Source organism: Mucilaginibacter sp. HD30 (genome assembly GCF_054061755.1).
The window spans coordinates 1,916,283-1,940,256 of the sequence record NZ_JBSSEO010000001.1; the positions used below are offsets into that span (position 1 = coordinate 1,916,283).

Genomic DNA, 23,974 nt, shown 5'->3' on the forward strand with positions numbered 1-23,974 from the left:
AGATCTCCGTGCCCTCTTTGGCAAAAGCCCTTGGGTACATAGCCCATGCCAATAGCTTTTACAATGAAGGTGACCTGCTGTATTGAATTTGCTTATCCAATCCCAGTCTTTATCAATGTTGGATGCGTTTACTACCAGCATATAAGTTTTCTCATCAATGCGGTAAACCAGCAGATCATCAACAATGCCGCCTTGCTCATTAGGCAAACAGAAGTATTGCACTTTGCCATCATACAATTTAGCCGCATCGTTGCTGCTAACGCGTTGTATCAGGTCAAGGGCTCCTTCGCCTTTCAGGATGAACTCGCCCATGTGGCTCACATCAAAAACGCCTACGGCTTTACGCACGGTTTCGTGCTCGGCATTAATGCCAGCATACTGCACAGGCATGTTGTAACTTGCAAAGGGTACCATTTTGGCCCAAGGATTGCAATTGCGCCGATGAGCTTTACCACTATGGCGTTCGGTAGTATAAAACTAAAAGTGGCATAGCTAAATCTAATTTAACCATGCCACTAATTAGTGTTCTTAATAAACCTTATATGAAATCGTATTACGCTCCCGATGAAGTCAGCAACAGAAGGTAATTAAATAGCTTACTGAACAACGAAATTAAAGGTTTCTAATTTCACAGCTCTGTCTCTCATCACTATGGTGTCTGTAAAACTGTGTGTTGAGGCGGCAAAAGCCACTTGATATTTCAACCGCAAAACGTCTCGTTTTGTGTTGCCCCACATGTCTCCTTTTTTTACAAACTCGCCAGTTCCTGATACGGTATAAGCAGATGCCGGCGGTGCGGAAACAACACATTTGCCGGCGTTGTCAAACTTAAGATTAACCGTAAAAGATGTTGTGCTGTTGTCTTTATTTCTGGCAACTAATGCCAAGGCATTATCAGTTAAAGAGTTAGTTGTCAAACCAACTACTTCATCTTGCTCCACATAGGTTTTATGATAAATTATTTTAGTATCAAGTGCGGTGTTGCCGCCATTTCCTTTTACTTCATCAACTCCTCTGCGCAAATAGTTGCCATGATACTGATTAATATACTTTACTGCATAAAGTATATAATCTTTAGGTACGATGCCCCAGTTTTGCGCTATTCTACGATCGGGATTAGCCAAAGCAGTTTGACCTTTAAGAATTGAATCGGCACCGGTAACCTTGGTCATTCTTAACGGAATTACATAATTATTGCCTACTGAAAGCGGATCAGCAAAAAACGCGTCGGTTAACTGTACTTCAATACCACCAGACATATTACCTTTTGGTATAATGATTTGCTTATTTGCCGGCAGCGCATAATAACTACTTGGCATGGCAACTACATTACCGCCAACACCGGTAGGAAGCGAAAACTTTAAATTTTGTGTTAGTGTATTATCTACTACCACATCAACGGCTACGTCTTTTTTGTTAGTGTACACACCACCAAGAGTTGCCATAATTAAACTTTTATGTTGGTTATCCAATGTGTTATCATATATATCTTCTCCTAATGTGATGGTTCTTATAGGAGATTGGTATGAAAAGTATACAGTTGAATAATCAAAGTCTGGAAATTCCCAGTCATTGTTTTTTGTGCAGGAAGCCAGGAGTAACGAGGCTGCCAAAAAAGCGAAAATATTTTTTTTCATTTTTTATTTATTAAATACAAACAATTAATAGCCTTGATTTTGCACCAGGTTTGCTTTTAATACTTCTGCATTAGGCAATGGCCCATAATACATATGATTAGCATATACCCTGTTCTCTACCGTGCGGTAGGTAAAAACATTTGCAGGCGAAATAACCACACCTTTAGCCGGCTCAGTAATCGGATTGTTAATCGGATCTTTCCATCTGCGTAGGTCCCAGAATCTGAAGCCTTCAAAGCAAAGTTCCAATCTTCTTTCATTTTTTATAAGAGTTCTCATATCATCTTTATTGTTGATCGAGGCTAAATAGGCATCAGGCTGAGTTATTCCTGCTCTTTTACGTATAGCAGCTATCACCGCGCGGGCAGAATAAGTGCTGCTACCTGTACCATCCGGGCCAAAAGCTTCGTTGGCTGCTTCGGCATAATTTAAAAACAACTCCGTAAATCTGATGTGTACAGCGTAGTGCCTTCTTGAAGATGTAGAGGCCGGATTTAAATTCACGTCTTCACGTAATAGTTTACGTAAATAGTAACCGGTTCTGGTTGAGGTTGGAAGAAAATCAACAGCGTCATTACCACCTTCCTGTCTGGATAAAATAGCCTTGCTTGACATTGTTGCTCCATTTGTAACAATGTATCTTGCCAATCTCGGATCACGACCTGCATACGGGTTCGCCGGGTTATAATTGCTGGCCGCTGATGTAATTGGGAAACCGTTAGCCATTGGGAATGCATCCACTAAATTTTGTGTTGGATTTACCCTTGCGTTTCCAAATAATGTTGGCGGCATGTTATCGCGCTCAAGATTATTAGTTTGATTACCATTTGTGCCACGCCATAGCATTTCCTTTTGATCAATATTATTAACCACATTTAAGGCATCCACATTTGCAGCCAAGTACCATAGCCCGCCCTGTGGGTCAATACCGTTTACACCACCAATAATATCAAGTGCTTTTGCAGTATAATCTGCTGCAATTGCCCAGGTTGTTGTAGTTCCGGCACTGTAAGCAGGACTGGCGGCCAGAAAAGCTGCTTTTGCGCGTATCCCTTTTACAATATTGGCACTCATACCGCTGCTTGGCAACACCTCCAAACACCCGGTTATAGTCAACAGGATCAGCACCTGTATATTTTGCAGGTATTTGTGACACGGCAGTAACGTCACCATAATTAAGCGGCAAATATTTCTCTGCTTCTGTTAAATCAGTATATATCTGTTGAACACACTGTTCGAAAGTATTTCTCTGTTTTTTTAAGTCAGAGCCCTCTACCAGGTCTTCTGTAAAAATCGGAACACCCAATAGCGCCCCACTACTACCCACGCCACCGTGTGCCTGCAAAAGATAATACATGTGGTAAGCACGTAATCCATAAGCTTCGCCTTTAAGCCTGTCTATAAACATTTTGTTTACAACGGGGTTGGCAGCATAGAATATTTTATCCACGTTTGCCAAAAACTTATTGATGTAAGTAATAGCCAGGTAACCGTTATTCCACCTGTCTAAAGGATTGTTAAATGAAGACCATTGTCCGGTAGCAATTCTTTGGAAGTTGCCATATGCAGAGGTACTTTTATCATTGGTAACAGCATCATCTGTGGCAACGTCATTAAAGTTATAGCTGTTTGTAGGCAGCCTTGTGTACCCATTCATTAGTAAACCTTCCCCAAACCTTGCGTCTGTATATATATCGTCCAACGTACGATGATTATCATCCAATGGTACAGTGAGTTTTTTACATCCGGCAAACACTGCTGCCAGCATAAAAAGTATTGCTATATTTTTGTTCATACTATTTAGTTTTATACGATCTATCGTTTAAAAATTAGCTGTGCATCCTAAGAAAAAGTTCCTCATTTGAGGCGCTGATCCTATGTTTAAATTCATAATATCCCGTTGTGCAGAGAAGTTGTATAAATTAGAGCCAACCACATAAATATTAAGGTTTTTCACAAACGATCCATCTATGAGTTTTGATGGAAAGCGATAGGTAATCTGCACCTTATTTAACATTAAGTTGGTTGTTTTATACATCCAAAAATCAGAGTTTCTGAAGTTATTATTATTCGCAACGGAAGATAACCGAGGAAAAGTTGCCGAATTTGCGGTTGCAGGTGTCCACCTGTTCAAAACTTTTTCAGAGTATTTATCGTCACCATCTACCCAAAAATAGTTGTTGGTGGTAAGTGCGCTTCCGCCCACAGAGCCGGTTCCGCGAACAAACAATGTGAAGTTTTTATAAGATGCGGCTATATTTAAACCATAGTTAAATGGAGCAAGGGTACGGCCAATTCTAACTTCGTCTCTTTCATTAATAATTTTGTCGCCATTTTGGTCCACGTACTTAATGTCTCCCGGTTGTACCGCGCCAAATGCCTGAACAGGGCTGGCAGCAATATCGGCCGCATTTGCGAAAAAGCCTTTATTTACGAGACCAAATATGGCGCTCGCATCTTTTCCCGTTCTGTTTTGATAACTGTCTGTGTATAGCTCATCGCGTTTTACAGCTGTGGCCTGAACAAATGTGCCGGTTGCACCTATATTAAGGTTCACTTTTCCTAAGGTTTTCCTAACGCCAATTGCAAAATCAACGCCAGTATACCTGTTTCCATTATAGTTTGAATATGGAATAAAAGGGCTATAGAAGTTTGGATATTGAGAAAACCTTTGTGTTGGCAGATCAGCAATAGTTGTGGAGAAGAATGTTGCCTGCAAATCTAAAAGCTCTCTGAAAAACGAACCTTGCAACGTAGCAGTTATTTCTTTCCTTTTTGAAAACCTCAGACCCGGGTTGGTGCCATATAAAGATGCTGTGGCATTATTACCAAATGCATTTTCGTTCCAGGTGTAGTTAGGCTGACCACCTTGTGTATATTGATTATCGTACAGATAATAATTGGTAATATCCAAATCGGTACTTAAGCTACCTGCAGAAACAGATAGTTTTAGCATGTCTACAATCTTAGAGCCAGCCAGGAAGTCTTCGGAACTGATTAGCCAGCCCAAATTTGCTGTTGGCGAAAATGCAGTTCGGTTTCCGGGCGCCAATTTAGTTGAGTTGGACACACCGGCTGTAAAATCTGCCCAATATTTGTGCTTATAGTTGTATTTACCCTCAAAAGTTGCGTTTGCAAATGTTGATGCCTGGGCTACACCACTAATTGTGCCCATATTACCATAACCAATAATAACTGCCGATATATTGTGCTCGTTATTAATAGATGTCTCATAGCCAAGTTGTGCTAAAAGGCCTTTATTGATAGTTTGAGCCGTGTTATTTATATTTTCCGTTCCGGTGCGGCTATCATTGCCAAATTTGGTAAGCGCAGTAATACTGTCTTGAGTAGCGCTCCAAGTTGGTGCGTATACAGAATATGTATTGTTTATTGACTGCAGGTATGAGTTAACAAAATCAACATTTAGCCTTGTTTTTAAATACAAACCAGGTAAAATACCACCCAAATCAACATTGATTTTTTGAGTAAGCTGGAAAGAGCGCCTAACTGACTTTTGGTAACCTCCAACTAAAAGGTCGGCAAATGGGTTGGTTAAAATGTCCTGAGCCCCGCCCAAAATGTATTTACCGTCAACTATGTTCCTGCTTTGGTTGGCAGTGTTACGCACTGCGCCCCAGGTAGTGCTGCTAATAGGTATAAGTGGCGTATACCTGTTAGGTAACGTAGTGGCGGCTGCGCCAAAAAAATTACCCAACCCTGTGCGATTATCATTAAGTACAGCAGAAACATCTAAAGATGTAGTGATTCTATTACTCAGTTTAACATCTACATTACCTCTGATATTGAAACGATTATTTTTCTCGTCGTCTCCCGCCCCTAACTTAAGTAGCGAAGTATTGCTGGACCAACCTACATTTGTATAAAACTTTGCTGTTTCATTACCACTGGTAAAACCTGCGTTAACATCAGTAGTGTTTGTGGTACTTTTAAGAAACTCAGATGAATAGAAATCTGTACTCGGATAGCGGTATTTATTTCCGCTTTTAGAACCCGCTATTTGTGCATCTGTATACAAAGTCGGCACCCCATCGTTACGACGACCTTCGTTGTATAAAGTCATGTAATCTGCAGACCCAAGAAATTTTGGAAGTGCGGTTGGCTTAGAGATACCTTTATTAACACGTACACTAACCTGTGTTGGGCCAATTTTACCACGTCTGGAAGTAATTAAAATTGCTCCTTTTGCGGCCTGTGCGCCAAATACAGCAACAGCGTTTACCCCTTTTAAAACAGTTATTTGCCCTATTTCATTAAATGTAATATCATTCATTTCGCGCGCAATACCATCAATTAACACAAGGGCGTTTTCAAGGCCCCATATGTTATTTGTACCGAGCAAACCTGCAACACGCCCTGCAGTTCCCTCTGCTGCTGTAAGGCTATAATCTTGATTAATATAATCCTCCGGATTTATTACAGTTATAGCACCAGGAAGATCCTTAACATCAACCTGACGGTTAATTAAATTCACCGTGTAATTTTTGTTGCTGTTGTCTTTATCAAGCGAAATTGATCCGGGAATGGCAGTCGCGTTAATTATTTGTTCCCTAAATCCGTTAGCCTTAATGCTGATAACGGCATTTGAAGGAACTTTTACGTTAACAAGTCCCGTTATATCAGTAGTGCCTAAAACAGCGCCCTTATTGATAGATATAGTAGCACCAGATACCGGTTGCTTGTATTGATCATAAACGACAGTGTTTATGTTTACATCAGCGGATCTTTGCGCGTATAAGTTGCTACATACAAATGTTAGCATCAGTAGCAACATTTGTAATGTTTTTATATGCTTCATAGTTTCTTATTAAATAGATGAATTAGTTAAAACTGCTGCCACGCAAAAAAATGTGGCAGTGTTACTATATAACCCTTTCTTAAATCTCAAACTTACCATCCCGGGTTTTGCGGGAAAGATGGATAAAGATTTACCTGGCTGGTTGGTAATGGTAACCACTCATGCTTTTTCTCAAATACCCTTGTTATAATAAGGCGTTCGCGGAAATTAAGCGGTTTATTACCTGGCCCGCGGTCAAACTCTATCCCGGTTTTTTGCAAGTATTCAGGATTACCAGCTATTTTCCATCTGCGCAGATCTAACCAACGATGGCCCTCAAAAGCAAGTTCTACTGCTCTCTCGCGAATAAGCTGACTCATAAAAGCTGTTGAAGAACCTAAAAATTTAGGATCTACGTTTGGCACTGTTGCGCGGTTTCTAACCACGTTAACTGCGTCAATCGCTGTCATGTATCCAGGATAGCTGCTTTGAGGCGTTCCATAGCCTTGTAATACAGCTTCGGCATACATAAGGTAAACATCAGCAAGGCGTAAGTAAGGCATTACAATGGCATACCTGTTCCAACCATTATCTGTATCGTTGTTTTCCGGGCTGGTAAACTTACGTGTAAGGTAACCTGTACGGCTTCCGCCACTTTCCTCCCTGTAGTTTCCGCCTGTAAAAAGATTTGCAAACCGGTATTCCAACGCTCCGCCATTTGACTGGATCATTCTTTCACCATCTGTTATAATTGATTTATAAAAACGGGGATCTCTGTTTACCCAAGGATCTGTTTTGGTATAGCCCGACGCCGGATCTGTTATAGGCAAACCATTAGCCATTCCGAAATTATTAATGTAATTGGCGGTTGGCGAATCAACACCCACGTCGCCACCTATTTTAGAAGGGATGTATTGGCGAGTTGTTCCAAACGGTGTGTTACCCTGATCATAAAGAGGGGGGCCAAAAATCACTTCAGGATAACCGGGTACTTTAACAGGCGAACTAACTACATACCAGTTATTATTCCAGGTGGCAAATGGCATCAATTTATGATAGGCGTCACCAGATTCTGATAATTTTAAAAGTTTTACAAAAGCGTCTGCCGCTTTTTTACACATTTCCTGATCATATGCAGCCGGGCCGCCAGAAACCTCATTCATTAACGGGCTTGCCGCATATAAAAGGTCCTTGCCTAAATATCCCAGCGCTGCAGATTTGGTAACCCTGCCATTATTATTGTTTAGCGTTACCTGGCCTACTGTGGTTTTATCCCAGTTAGCAGGTAGCAGTGCTGCTGCTGCTTCAAAATCTTTTGCTGCCAACAGCGCGGTTTCCCTGTACTTAAGCCTTGGTAGTTCAAGTTTTTCTGTTGGTGGCAAAACCCTGTCAATATAGGGCAGCCCACCCCAGTAGATCATTAACTCAAAATGGAACCACCCGCGGAAAAACAATAATTGGCCCTTAATAATATCCTTCTCTTCTTGCGTGCCTACCAATTTATCTAAATTAGCCAGCCCTAAGTTTGCCTTACGGATACCGTACCATGCTAATGGCCACAAACCTTTAGTTTTACCATCATTACCTGTATTTACACCTGCATTTTCGTTTAACCATGAATCGCCTGATGTAAACCATGCCAAATAGTTACCCTGGTCAAACTGCCAGGCCAATCTTTGCAAAGCAGTTGTACTGGGAACCTCTTCATCTGCAAAGTTCCAATCGCCTGTAAAATTTGGATGCGACATGTCGGGTACGCAATGATATAATTCTTCTGTAAAGCCCTGAAAGTTTCTGAAGTTAACAAATGCTTCCTCGTCTGAAATTGCAGCTGCAGGAGATCTGTCCAAATATTTTTTACAAGACACTACGCCAAAACTCAACAACACTATGGTTGTAATAAGAATTGCTTTTGTATTAGTTTTCATATTTTTAATTTTAAGATTTAAAAACTTACGTTCACTCCTAAGTTGTAACGCTTAACTGTTGGGTAAGCTCCCTGGCCACCGCTGGTGCCAAAATTGGCTTCGCGGTCATCAGGCATTTTCGACCATAGGATAAGGTTACTTCCATTTAAAAATATACGCATTGATTTTATACCCATTTTTTGTATTGTACTACCTTTAAAGGCGTATGCTATTTCTGCTGTTTTTAAACGTATATATGATCCGTCAAGGTCATAAAATGTTCCTAATCCGCCATCGTAGTTTCTGGTTCTCCAGCGTGGCACAGGCAAATCTGCATTAGGGTTTTCCTTTGTCCAGTAATCGCCCTGCGGATATACCGCGTTTAAACTATTGGGGAAATTTGTTTGCTGCATATTGCGGGTTACGTTGTTCACTGAGTAGAATTGTGCGAATGCGCTAAACCCTTTGTATTCAAAGCCGATGGTTGCGTTATATGTATTTTGCGGCCTTTCAGGATAGGAATATGGTGCATTGTCAAAAGAGTTAACAACACCATCTCCGTTAAAATCAACAAGGTTAAAGTTACCCGGCAGTTTATCAGCATCATTTGCATCATGCCTTGTGCTGCCATAAACTTCGTCCCAACTATCGGCAAAACCGTTAGATAGTATTGATCTGTACTGGTTGATCTGAAAACCAGCTTTTTTCTGATAGTCAACCAATAATTGCGGATCGTCTGCATCTAACACTTTATCAACGGCGTGGGTCATATTAGCATTAAGCCATACTCTTAAATTGCTTCCAATACGTTTGTTTAAGCGTAGCTCAATTTCGTAACCTTTGGTTCTTACTTTGCCCAGGTTAGCCGTTGGTGGTGTGCCGCCAAAATATGCCGGGGTTGCTCTGGCATTTCCGGCAATCAGAATATCCGTACGGTAATCATTAAATACATCTACCGAACCTGCTACCAGGCCTTTTAAGACTGAGAAGTCTACAGCAAAGTTAGACTTTGCCACGGTTTCCCATTTTACATCCGGATTGCCAATGCTTGATTGTCTGTACCAGGTATAAGGGCTGTTACCACCAGATAGGTCTCCAAGACGGGAAACGCTTCCGAACGCCCATTGCGACATATACAGCCATCTGCCGTTAATATTGTCATTACCAACCAAACCATATGAACCGCGAAGTTTGAAAACCTCTAACCACGGCAGGTTGTTCTTCACAAATTTTTCCTCGCTTATTGTCCAGCCACCTGCTGCCGACGGGAAAAATTGAAATCTGTGATCGTTACTGAATTTCTCAGAACCGTTATATGAGCCGTTTACTTCAAGGAAGTATTTGCCTTTAAAGTTATAGGTAGTTCTAAATACCCAATCTTCCCTGTAGTTAGGAAACTCACTACCGGTGGCGGCTTCACTACGCTGAAACAAGCCCATTGCAGTTATATTATGGTCTCCAAATGTCATGTTCTGATTAACCTGCATCTGGTAAAATAACTGCCGCCTGGTAGAGCCGTTCTGCATAGCGTCTGCAGCAACAGTCCAGGGGCTTTGAATGTAATCAAACTGATCTCTGCCACCGTTACCGATGGTGTTTTTTAATACAATAAGGCCCGTTACCGGATCAATATACTGTTGCTGTGCATCTGTATCATTCACTCCGCCCTGGGCTACAAAGGTGTTATCCAAAGAGACTGTGCCTTTTAGGCTTAGCCCTTTTACAAACATGCCTAGATCTTGCTTTATAGCAAAATCAGTATTGAATTGGGTTGTTTTAGTGCTTCTTAAACCACCGTTAGCTAAAAGATAGGCAGAGTTGGCTACAGAAACGTTATCCGGATTATAATACCCCCAGTTACCGTTTGCATATCTTGGCAGCATCACATCAGGCGGGTTTACATAAGCCGCTTGCCACAAGGTATATTCAAAACCACTTGTGGTGTTTTGTCTATCGCCAAATAAGCCAGCCAAATTTGCGGTAAGGGTGGTAGATTTTGTTAAGGTAAAATCAAGGTTGCTTCTAACATTTAATCGTTCGTAACCAAAGCCGGGGCTATAACCTTTATTATTTTCATATACCCTCATTACGTCTCCCTCATTAAGGTAATCAACAGACGTAAAATATTTAACAGCCTGAGTTCCTCCGGATATACTGATATTAGGATTATAAGACATTGCAGATTTTTTTGTCGTTTCTGCAATCCAGTCCACGTTAGGGTAGCGTTCGGCTTCTGTCAGATCCTTTGGGTAACGATATTTATATAATTCTGCATAGGGCGTGTACTTGTCCCATGATGCCGGGCTGGTACCTAATTCGCGTTCTATGGCTAAGTTTCTAACGGCCAATGCGTCATATGAGTCTAACTTAGGTGGAAGCCTTGATGGCACCTTCATGGTGGTATTGACGGTGACATTTATGTTTGCCTTACCGGCCGACCCCCTTTTTGTAGTGATAAGTATTACACCATTAGCGCCTTTTACCCCAAAAACGGCGGTTGCAGATGCATCTTTTAACACTGATATACTTTGTACAGACTGTATATCCAGCCCGGCCATGGAGCGCTCAATTCCGTCTACCAAAACTAATGGGCTACTGTTGTTCCAGGTGCTTTGGCCCCTGATGGTTATCTGAGGATCTTCTGCACCAGGCGCGCCAGAGCTTTGAATAGTAGTAATACCCGGAATATTACCGGTTAATGCGGCGCCAATATTAGATACACCGCCGGCCCTTTGCAGAACCGTTGCATTTACCTGAGATATTGCACCTACAACACTTTCTTTCTTTTGCTGCCCAAAACCTACTACAATAACCTCATCAAGGTTATTAAGTCTTTCTTTAAGTGTTATATTTAAGGTTCTGTTAGCACCAACAGCCTTTTCGGTCTCATCATAACCTAATGATGAGAAAACCAATATAGACTGCGCGCTGGGCACATTAATTTTATAAACGCCATCGGCATCTGTTGCAACCGCCATCGTTGTGCCTTTAACTTTTACAGTAACGCCGGGTAAGGGAGTTCCATTTTTGTCATCAGCCACTTTACCGGTTACAGGTATGCTTTGTGGTGCAGCATCGCCCTTATTGTTTAAAACTATTACACTTTCTGTTGCCTCGAATGTCAAATTCAAAGGGTCTAAAAGCTCTTGCAATACAGCAGACAGCTGTTTTTGATTTGCAGAAACGTTTACTTTTTGTTTAACGTTTACCAGTTGATCGCTATAAAAAAAACTGATTTTATACGTCTTCTCCAGCTGTGATAAAACATTTATCAGCTGGGTGTTAGACTCGTTTATAGTGACGATTTGTTGTAATGCAATTTGCGCCTTTCCATCTTTTGCAAGGGAAGAGCCTATCATGGTTAAGACGAGCGCTAATTGTAAAAAAGTAATCCTCATAAAAGTTATTAGCAGAGGTTTTAATTTCATACTTTTGGTTTATGGTTAATAAGTTCTATTGATCATATCAAATAAAAATCCCGTACCACCTTTTTTACGGGTGATTAATGTGTGTGAGAAGCCATTTCGTTGGGATTTTTAAACGGCGGTATTTTATACGGCCGTTTTTTGTTAAGTAATTTTTCTACTCATATATCTTAAAATTTAGGGTAAATTGGTTTATCTGTTATTTATTATTGGTTTCAATTAATATATCCGTATACGGCCGGCGTCAATTTGATAATTAGCGTTTACGGCCTTGCATATAAACTTCACCTTTTCATCAAGCGATAGTTTACTGATATCTCCTGTTACTGAAGTCTTTCCGTATTTATCAATATTGTATTCGATCGTTATGTGATACGCTTCTTCCAGTTTTTGAAGTATAGTTAAAAATGGCGTTTCTTTAAAAACGAACGCATTGTACGCTATATCTGCAGATAAGGTTGGATGATTGACCACTGTATCTGTTTTAATTTTCTCTGTTGACGGCGCGTAGGCTACTTGCTTATTGGGCGTTAACGTGATCCAGCTATTGTCCTGGGGATTATCAGTTCGGTTAACCATTACCTTACCGGTAATTACTACAACGGTGCTTATTTGATTTACAGCAGCGTTAACAATAAAACTTGTACCTAAAACTTTGGTGGTAAGATATTTTGTATGGACAAAAAACGGTTTTTTGGGATTTTTCTTCACCTCGAAAAAACCCTTGCCCTCTAAATTTACTTCTCTGGTTGTGCCCCAAAAATGTTTTGGATATGAAAGATTTGAATTAGGACTTAAAACCACCACGCTACCATCTGAAAGTTTAACAACTAAACCCTCTCTTGACTGGTTTTTTATCCTGGTTAAATTGGTTTCAACAAGTGCCGGCAACGACGTTTTATTTTTAGCAACGTTATTAACGTTGTTTGTAAGATATCTGTAACCTATTGTTAAAGTAAACAGAACAACGATACTTGCGGCAACTTTAAGCCAGGTATAAGAATGACGCTCCATTTGAACTACCTCGGTTTCCTGCATATCATTTCCGTGCTTGTTAACATAATTGACAATATTTGATATGTCGCCTTCAGTAAGATGCTTGTGGTTGTCTTTTACACGTATAGCCATTAAAATTGCCCGTGCATTTTGCAAACGCGCTATTTTATCAGGGTTTTCGCGCTGCCAATTATCCCAGAAATAAGAGTTTTCTTTGTGTGGATTTAATGCCCACTCCATAAAAAAGTCGTCGCAAACAAAATCTTCGATTTCGTAATCCCGGTAACTATTCATCTATTATAATTGGTTTAACAGTAAAAGACAATTTTTCCTAAAATCTACCCTATAAAAAGTAAATAATTTGAGCTAACCGGAAAATTAACTGTTAGTCAGACACTTAAAATTTTAAATAACATAATAACTAAGGGTAGCCACTCTGCTCTAAAATTTTTGTAAGCCTTTTGAAGTAAATTATAAACTGATTGCGAACTGAGATCCATCAGCTTTGCGATCTCTGTTAAAGTGAAATTTTCATAAAACCTTAAATAAAGTATTTCCTTTTGCCTGGGTGGCAGTTGGTTAATTATAGACTTTATTTTATCTGCTATTTTAAGATTATCCAGGTCTGCAATTATTTTAGTTTCGATATCAAATTCAACATCAAAAACGTAATCATCTACCAGTTCTTCTTTTTTTAGCCATTTCTTCTGTTCGCGGATAATGCTTGTCTTTGTACACTTTAACAAATACCATGTAATTGAATCTGTGGAACTTAAATTGGCTTTGTTATTCCATAACGTTAAAAAAATCTCCTGAACGCAGTCTTTTACCAGATCTTCGTCAGCGCACATCCTGCAACCGTAACTGAACATCCTGTCAGAATACTGCTTAAGAATTTGGCCGTAAGCAAGCTCATCACCAGCTAAAAAAAGATCCCATAATTCCTTCTCTGTATTCATATCAACTGGTAGCGAACTTACAAGTATATCATACTATAAGCTGGGCGGAAATTTAGGCAACTTTTGAGTGACAAACTAATGTAAAATTATTAAAACTTAAAATATAGTCCAACTGCGTGGAAACCGCACCCGCGGGCCTTAGCCGTATTATATTACAAAAACAAAAGCTATAAAACCAAGCGCCCATATGCACTAATTAGGCACCATTTTGTTGTGATTTAAGACATAAAACCACGCTATTATTTAAAAAACAAAAAAGGCCTGCAATCAATTGACTTGCAGGACTTAGATATATTTTTACTAAATTTGGCGGTGAGGGAGGGATTTGAACCTAATCCCCTATGCCATTGTAAATTAGTGTCTTATGTTACAGATGCCTTTAACAGTTCGCCAAATTCATCCGTTACCATCGGCAGGGTTTCTGTGGTGCGGTATTGTTTGGATTCGCGCTGTTTGATTTTACCAATTGTGGACAGGATTACCTGCCCAGTTTCCCTGCTGTTGCCGAAATCCACATAATAAAGCGGTTGGCTACGGCTGTTGTTCATACGCTTGTTCAGTGTTTTTAGGATATGTGCAATATCTTCTCTCGCCTGAACGGTATCGACACAACCGATGGTAATGGTCGCCCCTGCGCTTTCCTTGTCGCCACTATATGTCCTATCATATTTTTCCGTGATTGCTTTCCAGTTCGTTCCGAAGAAACGGTTAATACGGTTAATCAACGCTACAGATTTATACAAGCCTAGTTCGGCGGTGGTAAATAATTGCCGTCCCAAATTGGCACGATTGACGATATCATCATCAAATACCCTGACCATTAAACCGGGACGATTAAGCGATGTTAAAGCCTGGCTTATTCTTGCCAATGCGGTCAATACCCGTCCACCTGTTCCCCCTGCGCCAATCAGGTTAACGGTAACAGGATTATAGGGCTGTATCAACTCTTTGTTCACGATATGCACGACTGTGCGGTTATCTTTTGCTTTTGTCTTTTTCATCGGATTAAATTTTTTACTGTTCGACCGTTTTTGATTAATTCGTTCTGCGGAAACTCCCTGCCTCTACCGACCTGATCCTGCCATAACTGGACAAGATTGCCTTTGCAATGCCTATGATTACCGAGCGTATGAGTGAAAAAGCTGTTAAAAAAGTAGGTTTCCCATTGGGTCATGAACTCCTCCAAATGGGTTTGCATGTCAATATTGATATTGACCGTACCCATACATACGCTACCATCCTGTGAAAGGTTAAATAAGGGTGCATAATACAATGAAGTATCAGCGTTGGGCTTGGCTTTGCCTTTCAGGTCAAATACCTGTAAACGCTCTTTAGTGGCTTTCCAAAGTATAGCTGGAGATTCTGATGAATGTGACCACCCCGTTCCGTTTCAAGCTCACCACCCATTCCGGGGCAAACTGACCAGGGTATTCCGGGGGTAATTGACCACCCTAACTTGCAGCAAGTGCTATAGCATAAACCATCTTAAGAGGGCACGATACACCTTCTAAGAATGGCCAATTTGACTATCAGCATGAGTAAGATAAGAAAGATACTAAAGATGCACAGCCAGCAACGGAGCATAATGTCCATTGCTGCCCAAACCAATGCCTCGCGCAATACGGTAAAGAAGTACCTGGCTGCGTTTAAGGAGACAGGCTTCACTTTTGATGAGGTCAATGCCCTGAATGATAAAGAGCTGGAAGACGTCTTTGGCAAGACCAAAGAACACCCACCAACCGACCGTATGAAGTCCATGCTGCGGTGCTTTCCCCACGTAGATAAAGAGCTAAAGCGTACCGGTATGAACCGTTACATGCTTTGGGAAGCCTACCGAAAAGAGTTTCCTGATGGCTACCAGTACAGCCAATTTTGCTTCTATTACAATCAATGGAAGGCCAGGGTGAACCCAACGATGCACATGGATCATAAAGCCGGCGATAAGCTTTATGTGGACTTTGCAGGCGAAAAGCTGTATGTAACAGATAAGGATACCGGTGAGATCATCCCGGTAGAGGTCTTTGTGGCTATCCTCGGTGCCAGCCAGTTAACCTATGTGGAGGCTGTACCGACCCAGCAAAAGGAAGACTTTATAGCCGCCTGCGAGAATGCTCTGCATTATATCGGGGGCGTACCAGCCGCTATTGTGCCGGACAACCTGAAGGCTGCCGTAACCAAAGCAGCCGTTATGAGCCAACTTTGAACGAAACGTTTGAAGACTTTGCAGATCATTACGGGACGACTATACTACCGGCGCGGGCGTACCGCCCGCGCGACAAAGCACTGGTAGAAGGCGCTGTAAAGATTATTTATACCAAGATCTACGCCCCTTTAAACAAAGAGGTCTACCATTCTTTAACAGACCTTAATACAGCGATATGGGCAGCACTGGAAGCCCATAATAGCCAGATGCTCAAAGGCCGCAACTACAGCCGGAGGCTACAGGTTGAAGAGATCGAAAAGGAAACCCTCGCACCATTACCAGTATTACGTTACCAGTTCAAAAAGCAATTTCATGCCAGGGTTATCAAGAATGGCCATGTTAACTTAGGGCCGGATAAACACTATTACAGCGTTCCATACCGCTTTATCGGCAAAAGGGTCAAACTGCTTTACTCGCGTAATACCGTAGAGGTCTATTCGAATTATGAGCGCATCGCCATCCATAAGCGCAATAAGAACCCTTACGGCTATAAAACTGATAAAGACCACATGGCCACCACCCACCGCTTTGTAACCGACTGGACACCGGATAAGTTCCTGGATTGGGCAGCATCTATCCATGAGGATGTACGGCTGTTTATCCTACAAATACTGGAGCGCAAGCAACACCCTGAACAAGCCTATAAGTCCTGCCTGGGTGTACTGGGCTTCGCAAAGAAAGCAGGTAATGAACGCCTGACCATGGCCTGCCAGCGGGCATTAAGCTATGGCCTGCTGCAGCTACGGGCAAACCTTTATTTGTTTTTGCCCACGCCTCTTGGTGTTCTACCTGCAAAAAAATGGAGCAGGAAGTGTTAATCGAAAAAAAAGTAGGTGATAAGTATAACACACAATTAATCAATTTAGCTATCGATATTGACAGTGAAGAAGGGAAAAAACTGAACGCGATCTATCCGATCAAGGCAACCCCAACCCTATTCTATTTTAATACTGACGGCAGCCTGGCTAAAAAGTGGGAAGGATTCGCCGATTCATCAAAACTCTTGGCACTCATCCAAAAATAACATGGCCCACTATTTCAATCTGATCAGGGACTATCTGTTTCATCAAGCCGACCTACATCACCTCGATCCATGGATTTTTCTTGTGTTATACCTGTTAAGCAAACTGCTGTTCCTTATTTTCGTTGCCCGGGCCATTAAAAACCTTAAGGATAAGCAATCCTTTTTATTGCCGCTACTATTTGCCGCATTAGGTTATAGCTTACCGTATTTGTATATGGTCATTTCAGGGAAAGACATCCCTTTGTGGATATTCACGGTTATTACTGTTATTTACATTTTCAGTGGCTGGTCTATTTACAGGAAACTTCGTGCAGCGAGATTGGAAACAGGGGTTGACACTGATATCAACGAACAATTTTAAAATCCTTTAAATACACCTATACGTTGTAAATTACCAATTTGTTAGGCATTTTTTAATTAACCGTTTAATTTATTAATTTATTGGTTTTATTTAATGGCTTATGATCATTCGGCCAATAGAAAAGTGATTGCAGCTAAGATCTGGAAACGCAGGTAATAAAACGTGTCAAGGTGGCGTATATCGGGAATTATAGCCGGCTTTCGGTCATGGCAGATTTCCACGGAATTGGTTGGAGCGATAATAAAATTATTGGCGGAGTGAATTAAGCTGTCAAGATTTGCGACGCGGGCGCTTCGACGAAACCTGGCGCACTTTCTCATATTGCCTTTCTGCAACCGGCTTTTCCAAAGAGGTTCGAGGCCGTGGCTGCTTGTCTGCCAGTCGGACATTAAGTGTACGGTCTTCAAAAGATGATCCGTCCAGCTCCTTGATCGCCAGACGCGCACCAACCTCATCCATAAAATCTACGAAGGCGTAACCTTTGCTCATGCCGGTGTCCTGCTCCGTAATGATTTTCACCGCCACGACATCTCCAAAGTCGCTGAAAAATGTGTGCAATTTCGGTTCATCCATTTCTTTAGGAAACCCGACTACGAAGAGTTTGATCATTGGGTTGCTAAGTAAGCAATCAATAATCAGGCAGTTTTGTTCGTTGGTGAAATTTTCCGCATCCAGCTGTTCCCAGCCGTGATCATAGTTGTAATATTTGGTACGACATGTCGGCAAAATGGATAGCTTTTTAAGATCGGTATGAGGCAGGTACGTCAGGACCTGCTTTTGAAATTGAGGCCTAGTCACCACCGGATATGATAGCCACTCTGGCAACGGTTACCAAATTGCTTAAGATGGTGCTCATCTCACCGTCGATTGCAGCTTTACTTTCAGCCAGCGTTCCGTCAAAATCAAATAAGACTAACTTCTTCATAGCACTAAGCTTGTTTTAGTTTGCCTCCATTGTTTGTGTGGTGTGCGGTAATGCGAAAAGGCGCTCTTTGGGTATTAATTTTCCGGTGGTACGGCAGATTCCATAAGTTTTATTATCAATGCGCATTAGTGCCGCCTCAAGCTCCTCGATAAATTTCTTCTGGCGCGCAGCCAATTGGTTGGTTTGTTCTTTTTCAAATGTGGCTGAGCCGTCTTCTAATGTCTTGCCGGCAATAGCTGCGTCGTCTCCGTTTGACTTGGACGAACTTAGGACGCTGGCAAGTTCGGTTTACTCTTCCCTTGCGACTTTAATTTAATCGGAGATAAGTTCTCTGAACTCCTCCAATTCGGCGTCATTATATTTGGTTTTGATAGTATTTTCCTGTTTCATGTGACGCTAACAATCAAACTCAAAAAAGGTTGACAATTGTTTATTCAATTCATGTCTTCTTAACTAATTATTTACAGAAAGGATGCAATTAAAAAACACCCTGGCGAATATTGCGATTGCCGTTAGCCACTTCTCCTAAATATAACACCACGGCATACTTATTCATTCAACTTTCTATTTAGTTTTGCCATATCCTCGCTCACTTTTTGTTCAATAACTTTCGCATATACCTGCGTCGATCGCATTGTTGTATGACCTAACAATTTACTAACCGTCTCTATTGGAACACCATTTAAAAGCGTTACCGTAGTAGCAAAAGTATGCCGCGCAATATGAAATGTTAAAACTTTATAGATGTCACAACGCTCTGCTAGTTCCTTTAAATAACTGTTCATTTTCTGATTAGAAAGTTGGGGAAAAATCGTTCCTTTTGCGTTAGCCCTAACATTTCCTTTGTATTTTTCCATTATTTTTTTTGCTTGTAATAGCAATGGAACATTTACAACTATGGTAGTTTTCTGCCTTGACGTCTTTATCCAAAGTTCACCATCGGTGCCAATGATTATATGCTCTGGCTTCAGATTCATTACATCCACAAATGCAAGTCCGGTATAGCAGCAAAAAACAAAAATGTCTCTTACAACGCTTAACCGGGGCAAGTCAAGTTCCTTATTTTCTATAGCACTTAATTCCCTTGCCGTCAAAAACTCCTTCTCTACCTTTTTGTATTTTAGGGTGAACTTCTCAAAGGGATCGCGATTGATCCACTCCACTCGGTAAGCGAGGTTGATCATTTTCCGGAATCGCTCCAGGTGTTTCATAATGCCGTTATTCGTCAAAGGCTTTTGATGGTCAAGCGGCTGATGGTTACGAAGAAAAACCTCAAAGTCCTGAATAAATTTATAGTTGAGTTCAGAAAGGAAATACTCTTTCCTTTTATACTTCCTGAGTGTAAATTCTGATAGATACTTCTGTGTCGTATAATAATTTTTCATGGTGCCGGCCGCGAGCACACTTATTGACATTTCGTTGTGGTACTGGGATATTTCCGCTATTGTACGCTCATCACTTCCTGTTTTTAGAAAAGCCGCCTTGATGATCTCAACTGTAATTACTTTTCTTTGTACCTGAAAATCCTGGTAGCATTCCATTATAGACTGCCTTACCTGATCCAAATAAGCGTTAATTTCTTTTCCTTCCTGAGTATTGGCTTTACCTAAACCCTTACCACTGTCCCAGCATTTAACGCTAATGAACTTCTTACTAGCGGCAAATACCCTCCTCCCGTTCACCGTTATCCCAGCGTATATAGGAGCTTTTCCATCTCTTTCTTTTTCTGTTCTTAAGTTAAAGTGCAGTCCAAAACTGTTTGCATTTCTCATACCATTTCATTTTATGTGATTACTTTTGATTATTTACCTATAAAAAACAGGCTCAAAAGTGGGTTCAAAATGGCTCAAAACCGGTCAAAAACAGTCATTTTCAACAGTTATAAAATACTGTATTTCAGTATTTTAAGCCACATCCGTACACCTCAAATTTAGAATTTAAAAACAGGTGTTCGGATAGGTGAAGCACAAACTGCGGGTTTTTGATATAAATTGACGTTTTTGGGGAAATGCCTTAAAGCAAAAACCCTGTAAATAATTGATTTACAGGGTTTTGATACATTTTGGTATCGCTTGTTGTCGGGATGGCAGGACGACAACTATTTTCTGTAAGTGATTGCCTATCAATATATAAAAAAGAACCTTAGCAGTTCAGGTGTTAGGATAGGTGAACCTCGTCTCTTTCGCTTCTCAAATTTAATAATTATTAAGTTAAATACATAACAATCAGTTGTTAAATTTACTGGAGCGTTTTAAAATTGCGTCATTGAAACAATAATTTCCTGGCTGAAAAACAATATCAACAGCACAGCAGGATATCTACGTATCGTGGCCTATGGTAAACAAATCAACGGACGTTCGGCTTTTTTTTACTCTCGAGTAGTTTCAAAATGTCCTCGTGGCTGTAATAAAATATCCCTCCTATTTTCGTAAACGATAAGGTACCATCCAATCGCAATTTCTGTAAGGTGTTCGGCGAGATCTTCAACAGGTTCTTAACCTGATAACTCTTCAGCCATTTCCTTGGTTCTTCCTTATTGTGTCCCAACAGGTCCCCTATCTTTGCTATTAACCTTTCCTCGAACGCTACTAGATCTTCTTTCGTTATTATTTGAACTGCCATACCTAAGAATTGAATTCAAATAAAACAAGTTGAGCAGAAATCTGCGGGTACCTTTGGGGTGCCACCCTCAAATAATCAGCCATCATTCTTTCAGGTTATTGGCAGCTTTGTATTTGCCTGCAGACTTCAGGCATTTTCATCATCCAACCTCTTTAATATAGCGTCCTTGATCTGATCCACATATTTAACGGGACTTACCCTTTTCCTGTTAGAGATCGATTGCCATCTTCTAAAAGGCCGGCCAATATTCACCCGGAAACTGGTTTCTAAAAACTGCGTGATCTCAGCAATCCCTGCGTTACCATGATTAATTTGACCGGTTAGCCAGATCCCGTATGCTATCTCCACCAGGTTGATGGTATCTCCTGTCCATTTCATAACAAGGCCTTTTTCCCGGGCGGACGTTTGCTTTTTCAAGGCAGCCGGTGAAATCTGTCAGATGCTCAATTAATAGTTCCTGCAATCGTTCATATGCAATGAATTTTGCGAATTTATAATCCCAGGCAGTTGAAAAGCCCGGCGACGGGTCAACCAGATCCAGTAAGGGTGTTTCGATGCGTGATTGATCACGAACGAAATAGGCGTGATCCAACTCCGTGGCCACGTTCTTAAAATACTCGTAGGCGAACGACTCGATTCGGAAGAAGCGAAATACCTGTTTTAATTCATCCTCATAATAGGATTTAATCATTTCAGCAGGACCCGCGGGCGTGTGCTGACGAAGGTGAAATAGAAGAACTTCATATATCTGATGGGCATAAACCCGCGGTTTGATATGTTTAAAGAAATAGATTTCCTCCTTTTCGGACGTAAATCCTTTATCAACAACTAATCCTTTTAAATCAGACATTGAACGATTAATGATCGGAATTGCTTGCCTTAGCCGCTCTATAACAGACAGATCTTTCTCGTATAGACGGACTAATTCTGATTCTATACTTTTTAAGACTTTTTCTGCAACGTTGTTTTTCCATAATTCATCATGTTTTTAAACCTGTAAATTGACCAGCCGGAAACCCGGATATGAATTTTTATAAGTTGAAGGTTGATTGAAAATGGCACAGCAATCCCTTCCGGCGCTTTAATGCCGGTGATAGTGTTCACTGCGATGAGAAATTTATTCGTCAAGAAATTGAAGGACGGGTAAAGCACCGTCCGTAACCACAGCTAATGCATTACAAATTTTAGCGACAATGATAATTGTAAAATAACTCAATATTACTTCTATAACCAGATCGGTATAAGCTATTTTAGCTGTGTGAACTTTATAAATCGCCACACTGAAAGCAGCGATAACATTCACTGTCCCTAAAAAGTCGTATTGCAGTGTCTCCATGTTAAGCCGGCCCGCCACACATTTTGCATACTTGTGGTAGTAATGCAAAAAGGACGTTTGGCTTCGTAAATTGAAGGACGGGTTATCATTAACGGAAAATTCAACTATTAGCTTTCTCTCGTACTCTGTAACCAACTGTTGAAGTTTCATACTATCAAATAGCGTTTGAGGTATACGCGCCTTTGCCACCGTATTCGCTTTTATACAGGTTACGATATTCTTACTGGCTAGCATCGCATTGCTCCTATTAGCCTGGCGGTTCTGGCCGGGCCTGATCTGGTTCAGCCTGCTTTCAGCCGGGATGGGTTTCTATCGCTTTTTGTTTATCCGCAAGATCCGGTATGTAATTACGCCTGAAACCATTAGCATATCGACCGGGATCTTTTTTAAAAGGACCGATTACGTGGAATTATACAGGGTGAAGGATTACATTTTAACAAGGCCGTTTTTACTACAGATATGTGGCCTGACGAATCTGACGCTGAAAAGCACCGACTCGGAAAATCCGATTGTATGGCTGCGCGGTATTCCCGTTTCCGACCTGGTCAATACTCTACGATCCTATGTGCAGGCCGCACGGCTAAACAATAAGATCTTTGAAATCAATTAAAATTTGTTAAAAATCCTTTGCAAATAACTAATATAATTAGTATATTACCTACACGATATCGGGCAATTCCAACCTTTGCGCATGCCTGATTTTCAGCATCAACCAATTATTTTTATGAAAACATTTGTTTACCTGGTCTTCACTTGCTTCATATCCACCGGTGCTTTCATGGGAGCGATGTACTCCCCTAGACCTTTTTTACTCTATGCCGTTGGCTTTGGGATTTGGGCGCTGTTCCTTTGGGGACTTAACCGCCGCATGAAGAAAAATGCTGAACGACGTGATATGGAACGCCACTTTCAGGGTGATATGCGCTACGAGGTCCGTAAGTCAAGGTAAGAAGTCCGGCAATCGTTCCTTGCCGTGGACTTACGACGTCCTATCGGATGTGCTAATGTACCTTAGCGACACCCGCTAGGTCGTCGACCGTTGAATAAGGTCCCATAAGTTGCCATATAAATCTTTAAAAACAGCTACAGTGCCATAACTTTCGACTACTGGTTCGCGAACAAAAATGATTTGGTTACTTACCATATGGTTATAATCACGGTGAAAATCATCCGTTTCTAAAAATAAGAAAATCCTGCCACCGCTCTGATTTCCAACCGCCAACAACTGTTGGTAATTTGCAGCTTTTGCAAGAAGTATACAACATCCTGTAGCATTCGAAGGTCGTATTAAAACCCAGCGCTTACCATCGGAAAGATTCGTGTCTTCAACTACTTTGAAATTCAACTTTTTTTCATAAAATTCAATAGCATCATCATAGTCTTTAACTAACAGAGCGATCTGAATAATTGATTGGGTCATTTCCTTTGTTCCATTTGTTTGACAAAATAATCAATTCCTGTCCTCTATTATCTTTTCCGTCTTTTTAGTGTTTTAATCAATATCATCACTACCTGGGGGCGTATTTATGATTGCCGTAATGGGGTCAACGCGACGATATCCCATCCGGTTTAAGCTTAAGAAGTGATTAACTAACAGGCGTTGGCATAGTCTACCCAATGCCTAAGATTGTTTTAATTTGAAATTTAAATACAACTTCAGAGCATCGATTGTAATGTCTTTAACAGATAAATCCTTTTCTAAGCCGAAGGATTTTATGTCTGTCAATACAGACTTTGGAATCCATACATTTAAAAGCACTTCCTCCTCATTATTTATTGCGCCT

The 23,974-nt window shown here is 40.9% G+C and carries 24 protein-coding genes and 2 pseudogenes; 6 read left to right on the forward strand and 20 right to left on the reverse strand.

Features of this window, described 5'->3' with window-relative positions:
• Positions 1-72 precede the first annotated feature (72 nt).
• From ACVW2L_RS09270 to ACVW2L_RS09320, 11 genes and pseudogenes are all read right to left on the reverse strand, one after another.
• Positions 73-414: pseudogene (locus tag ACVW2L_RS09270) on the reverse strand (glycine cleavage system aminomethyltransferase GcvT); the annotation flags it as partial.
• 182 nt (positions 415-596) lie between these two features.
• Complete coding sequence (locus ACVW2L_RS09275) at positions 597-1,637, reverse strand: DUF5627 domain-containing protein (RefSeq protein ID WP_457127684.1); 1,041 nt, start codon at positions 1,635-1,637, stop codon at positions 597-599.
• A 24-nt stretch (positions 1,638-1,661) separates the two neighbouring features.
• Positions 1,662-2,483, reverse strand: coding sequence for a RagB/SusD family nutrient uptake outer membrane protein (locus ACVW2L_RS09280; protein WP_457130189.1), 822 nt, complete (start codon positions 2,481-2,483; stop codon positions 1,662-1,664).
• A 103-nt stretch (positions 2,484-2,586) separates the two neighbouring features.
• Positions 2,587-3,432, reverse strand: a complete 846-nt coding sequence (locus ACVW2L_RS09285) for a RagB/SusD family nutrient uptake outer membrane protein (protein ID WP_457127685.1) — start codon at positions 3,430-3,432, stop codon at positions 2,587-2,589.
• Between the two features lie 27 nt (positions 3,433-3,459).
• Positions 3,460-6,453 carry a SusC/RagA family TonB-linked outer membrane protein gene (locus ACVW2L_RS09290; RefSeq protein ID WP_457127686.1) on the reverse strand — a complete coding sequence of 998 codons (2,994 nt, stop codon included), beginning with the start codon at positions 6,451-6,453 and terminating at the stop codon, positions 3,460-3,462.
• A gap of 92 nt (positions 6,454-6,545) precedes the next feature.
• Positions 6,546-8,360: a RagB/SusD family nutrient uptake outer membrane protein gene (locus ACVW2L_RS09295; RefSeq protein WP_457127687.1), complete on the reverse strand. Its 1,815-nt coding sequence runs from the start codon at positions 8,358-8,360 to the stop codon at positions 6,546-6,548.
• 17 nt (positions 8,361-8,377) lie between these two features.
• Positions 8,378-11,737, reverse strand: coding sequence for a TonB-dependent receptor (locus tag ACVW2L_RS09300; protein ID WP_457127688.1), 3,360 nt, complete (start codon positions 11,735-11,737; stop codon positions 8,378-8,380).
• Between the two features lie 246 nt (positions 11,738-11,983).
• Positions 11,984-13,054, reverse strand: coding sequence for a FecR family protein (locus ACVW2L_RS09305; protein ID WP_457127689.1), 1,071 nt, complete (start codon positions 13,052-13,054; stop codon positions 11,984-11,986).
• Between the two features lie 95 nt (positions 13,055-13,149).
• Entirely contained in the window at positions 13,150-13,719 is a 570-nt protein-coding gene (locus ACVW2L_RS09310) for an RNA polymerase sigma factor (protein WP_457127690.1), read from the reverse strand.
• A gap of 362 nt (positions 13,720-14,081) precedes the next feature.
• On the reverse strand, positions 14,082-14,720 hold the full coding sequence (locus ACVW2L_RS09315; protein WP_457127691.1) for a PRTRC system ThiF family protein: 639 nt from the start codon (positions 14,718-14,720) through the stop codon (positions 14,082-14,084).
• Positions 14,717-15,070, reverse strand: a complete 354-nt coding sequence (locus tag ACVW2L_RS09320; protein WP_457130190.1) for a hypothetical protein — start codon at positions 15,068-15,070, stop codon at positions 14,717-14,719. Before ACVW2L_RS09320 ends, ACVW2L_RS09315 begins: the two co-directional genes overlap by 4 nt.
• 183 nt (positions 15,071-15,253) lie before the next feature.
• Here ACVW2L_RS09320 and ACVW2L_RS09325 point away from each other — a divergent pair, with 183 nt between their 5' ends.
• The 4 genes from ACVW2L_RS09325 to ACVW2L_RS09340 are packed head-to-tail and all read left to right on the forward strand — an operon-like array spanning position 15,254 to position 17,307.
• A complete protein-coding gene (locus tag ACVW2L_RS09325) occupies positions 15,254-15,922 on the forward strand; it encodes a helix-turn-helix domain-containing protein (RefSeq protein WP_457127692.1) in 669 nt (222 codons plus the stop codon).
• Positions 15,919-16,740, forward strand: a complete 822-nt coding sequence (locus ACVW2L_RS09330; protein ID WP_457127693.1) for a Mu transposase domain-containing protein — start codon at positions 15,919-15,921, stop codon at positions 16,738-16,740. The genes ACVW2L_RS09325 and ACVW2L_RS09330 overlap by 4 nt, the downstream gene beginning before the upstream one ends.
• A complete protein-coding gene (locus tag ACVW2L_RS09335; protein WP_457130191.1) occupies positions 16,641-16,946 on the forward strand; it encodes a thioredoxin fold domain-containing protein in 306 nt (101 codons plus the stop codon). Before ACVW2L_RS09330 ends, ACVW2L_RS09335 begins: the two co-directional genes overlap by 100 nt.
• A gap of 1 nt (position 16,947) precedes the next feature.
• Positions 16,948-17,307 (forward strand): hypothetical protein, encoded by a 360-nt coding sequence (locus ACVW2L_RS09340; RefSeq protein WP_457127694.1) that lies wholly within the window; start codon positions 16,948-16,950, stop codon positions 17,305-17,307.
• A gap of 270 nt (positions 17,308-17,577) precedes the next feature.
• On the opposite strand, the gene ACVW2L_RS09345 is transcribed toward ACVW2L_RS09340, so the two are convergent.
• The 8 genes and pseudogenes from ACVW2L_RS09345 to ACVW2L_RS09380 form a co-directional block, all read right to left on the reverse strand.
• Complete coding sequence (locus ACVW2L_RS09345; RefSeq protein WP_457127695.1) at positions 17,578-18,132, reverse strand: RNA recognition motif domain-containing protein; 555 nt, start codon at positions 18,130-18,132, stop codon at positions 17,578-17,580.
• Positions 18,098-18,232, reverse strand: coding sequence for a hypothetical protein (locus ACVW2L_RS09350; RefSeq protein WP_457127696.1), 135 nt, complete (start codon positions 18,230-18,232; stop codon positions 18,098-18,100). The genes ACVW2L_RS09345 and ACVW2L_RS09350 overlap by 35 nt, the downstream gene beginning before the upstream one ends.
• Positions 18,233-18,247: 15 nt before the next feature.
• Positions 18,248-18,622, reverse strand: a pseudogene (locus tag ACVW2L_RS09355) (TraR/DksA family transcriptional regulator).
• Positions 18,623-18,780: 158 nt separating this feature from the next.
• Positions 18,781-20,004 carry a site-specific integrase gene (locus ACVW2L_RS09360; RefSeq protein ID WP_457127697.1) on the reverse strand — a complete coding sequence of 408 codons (1,224 nt, stop codon included), beginning with the start codon at positions 20,002-20,004 and terminating at the stop codon, positions 18,781-18,783.
• Between the two features lie 574 nt (positions 20,005-20,578).
• Positions 20,579-20,854, reverse strand: coding sequence for a helix-turn-helix domain-containing protein (locus ACVW2L_RS09365; protein ID WP_457127698.1), 276 nt, complete (start codon positions 20,852-20,854; stop codon positions 20,579-20,581).
• Positions 20,855-20,980: 126 nt separating this feature from the next.
• Positions 20,981-21,232, reverse strand: a complete 252-nt coding sequence (locus ACVW2L_RS09370; protein WP_457127699.1) for an RteC domain-containing protein — start codon at positions 21,230-21,232, stop codon at positions 20,981-20,983.
• A complete protein-coding gene (locus ACVW2L_RS09375) occupies positions 21,162-21,704 on the reverse strand; it encodes an RteC domain-containing protein (protein WP_457127700.1) in 543 nt (180 codons plus the stop codon). Before ACVW2L_RS09375 ends, ACVW2L_RS09370 begins: the two co-directional genes overlap by 71 nt.
• Positions 21,705-21,971: 267 nt before the next feature.
• Positions 21,972-22,340 (reverse strand): hypothetical protein, encoded by a 369-nt coding sequence (locus ACVW2L_RS09380; RefSeq protein WP_457127701.1) that lies wholly within the window; start codon positions 22,338-22,340, stop codon positions 21,972-21,974.
• Between the two features lie 88 nt (positions 22,341-22,428).
• Between ACVW2L_RS09380 and ACVW2L_RS09385 the strand changes: the two genes are divergently transcribed.
• Both ACVW2L_RS09385 and ACVW2L_RS09390 read left to right on the forward strand, forming a co-directional pair.
• Complete coding sequence (locus ACVW2L_RS09385) at positions 22,429-22,800, forward strand: PH domain-containing protein (RefSeq protein WP_457127702.1); 372 nt, start codon at positions 22,429-22,431, stop codon at positions 22,798-22,800.
• An 81-nt stretch (positions 22,801-22,881) separates the two neighbouring features.
• Positions 22,882-23,139, forward strand: a complete 258-nt coding sequence (locus ACVW2L_RS09390) for a hypothetical protein (RefSeq protein WP_457127703.1) — start codon at positions 22,882-22,884, stop codon at positions 23,137-23,139.
• A gap of 75 nt (positions 23,140-23,214) precedes the next feature.
• On the opposite strand, the gene ACVW2L_RS09395 is transcribed toward ACVW2L_RS09390, so the two are convergent.
• Positions 23,215-23,610, reverse strand: coding sequence for a VOC family protein (locus ACVW2L_RS09395; RefSeq protein ID WP_457127704.1), 396 nt, complete (start codon positions 23,608-23,610; stop codon positions 23,215-23,217).
• Positions 23,611-23,974: the final 364 nt, after the last annotated feature.

Excerpts from the sequence above, each read along its gene's own strand:
- ACVW2L_RS09275 (WP_457127684.1), bottom strand. The coding sequence starts at position 1,637 with ATGAAAAAAAATATTTTCGCTTTTTTGGCAGCCTCGTTACTCCTGGCT.
- ACVW2L_RS09280 (WP_457130189.1), bottom strand. The coding sequence starts at position 2,483 with ATGCTATGGCGTGGCACAAATGGTAATCAAACTAATAATCTTGAGCGC.
- ACVW2L_RS09285 (WP_457127685.1), bottom strand. The coding sequence starts at position 3,432 with ATGAACAAAAATATAGCAATACTTTTTATGCTGGCAGCAGTGTTTGCC.
- ACVW2L_RS09290 (WP_457127686.1), bottom strand. The coding sequence starts at position 6,453 with ATGAAGCATATAAAAACATTACAAATGTTGCTACTGATGCTAACATTT.
- ACVW2L_RS09295 (WP_457127687.1), bottom strand. The coding sequence starts at position 8,360 with ATGAAAACTAATACAAAAGCAATTCTTATTACAACCATAGTGTTGTTG.
- ACVW2L_RS09300 (WP_457127688.1), bottom strand. The coding sequence starts at position 11,737 with ATGAGGATTACTTTTTTACAATTAGCGCTCGTCTTAACCATGATAGGC.
- ACVW2L_RS09305 (WP_457127689.1), bottom strand. The coding sequence starts at position 13,054 with ATGAATAGTTACCGGGATTACGAAATCGAAGATTTTGTTTGCGACGAC.
- ACVW2L_RS09310 (WP_457127690.1), bottom strand. The coding sequence starts at position 13,719 with ATGAATACAGAGAAGGAATTATGGGATCTTTTTTTAGCTGGTGATGAG.
- ACVW2L_RS09315 (WP_457127691.1), bottom strand. The coding sequence starts at position 14,720 with ATGAAAAAGACAAAAGCAAAAGATAACCGCACAGTCGTGCATATCGTG.
- ACVW2L_RS09325 (WP_457127692.1), top strand. The coding sequence starts at position 15,254 with ATGAGTAAGATAAGAAAGATACTAAAGATGCACAGCCAGCAACGGAGC.
- ACVW2L_RS09340 (WP_457127694.1), top strand. The coding sequence starts at position 16,948 with ATGGCCCACTATTTCAATCTGATCAGGGACTATCTGTTTCATCAAGCC.
- ACVW2L_RS09350 (WP_457127696.1), bottom strand. The coding sequence starts at position 18,232 with ATGAAGAAGTTAGTCTTATTTGATTTTGACGGAACGCTGGCTGAAAGT.
- ACVW2L_RS09360 (WP_457127697.1), bottom strand. The coding sequence starts at position 20,004 with ATGAGAAATGCAAACAGTTTTGGACTGCACTTTAACTTAAGAACAGAA.
- ACVW2L_RS09365 (WP_457127698.1), bottom strand. The coding sequence starts at position 20,854 with ATGGCAGTTCAAATAATAACGAAAGAAGATCTAGTAGCGTTCGAGGAA.
- ACVW2L_RS09370 (WP_457127699.1), bottom strand. The coding sequence starts at position 21,232 with ATGAAATGGACAGGAGATACCATCAACCTGGTGGAGATAGCATACGGG.
- ACVW2L_RS09375 (WP_457127700.1), bottom strand. The coding sequence starts at position 21,704 with ATGTCTGATTTAAAAGGATTAGTTGTTGATAAAGGATTTACGTCCGAA.
- ACVW2L_RS09380 (WP_457127701.1), bottom strand. The coding sequence starts at position 22,340 with ATGAAACTTCAACAGTTGGTTACAGAGTACGAGAGAAAGCTAATAGTT.
- ACVW2L_RS09390 (WP_457127703.1), top strand. The coding sequence starts at position 22,882 with ATGCCTGATTTTCAGCATCAACCAATTATTTTTATGAAAACATTTGTT.
- ACVW2L_RS09395 (WP_457127704.1), bottom strand. The coding sequence starts at position 23,610 with ATGACCCAATCAATTATTCAGATCGCTCTGTTAGTTAAAGACTATGAT.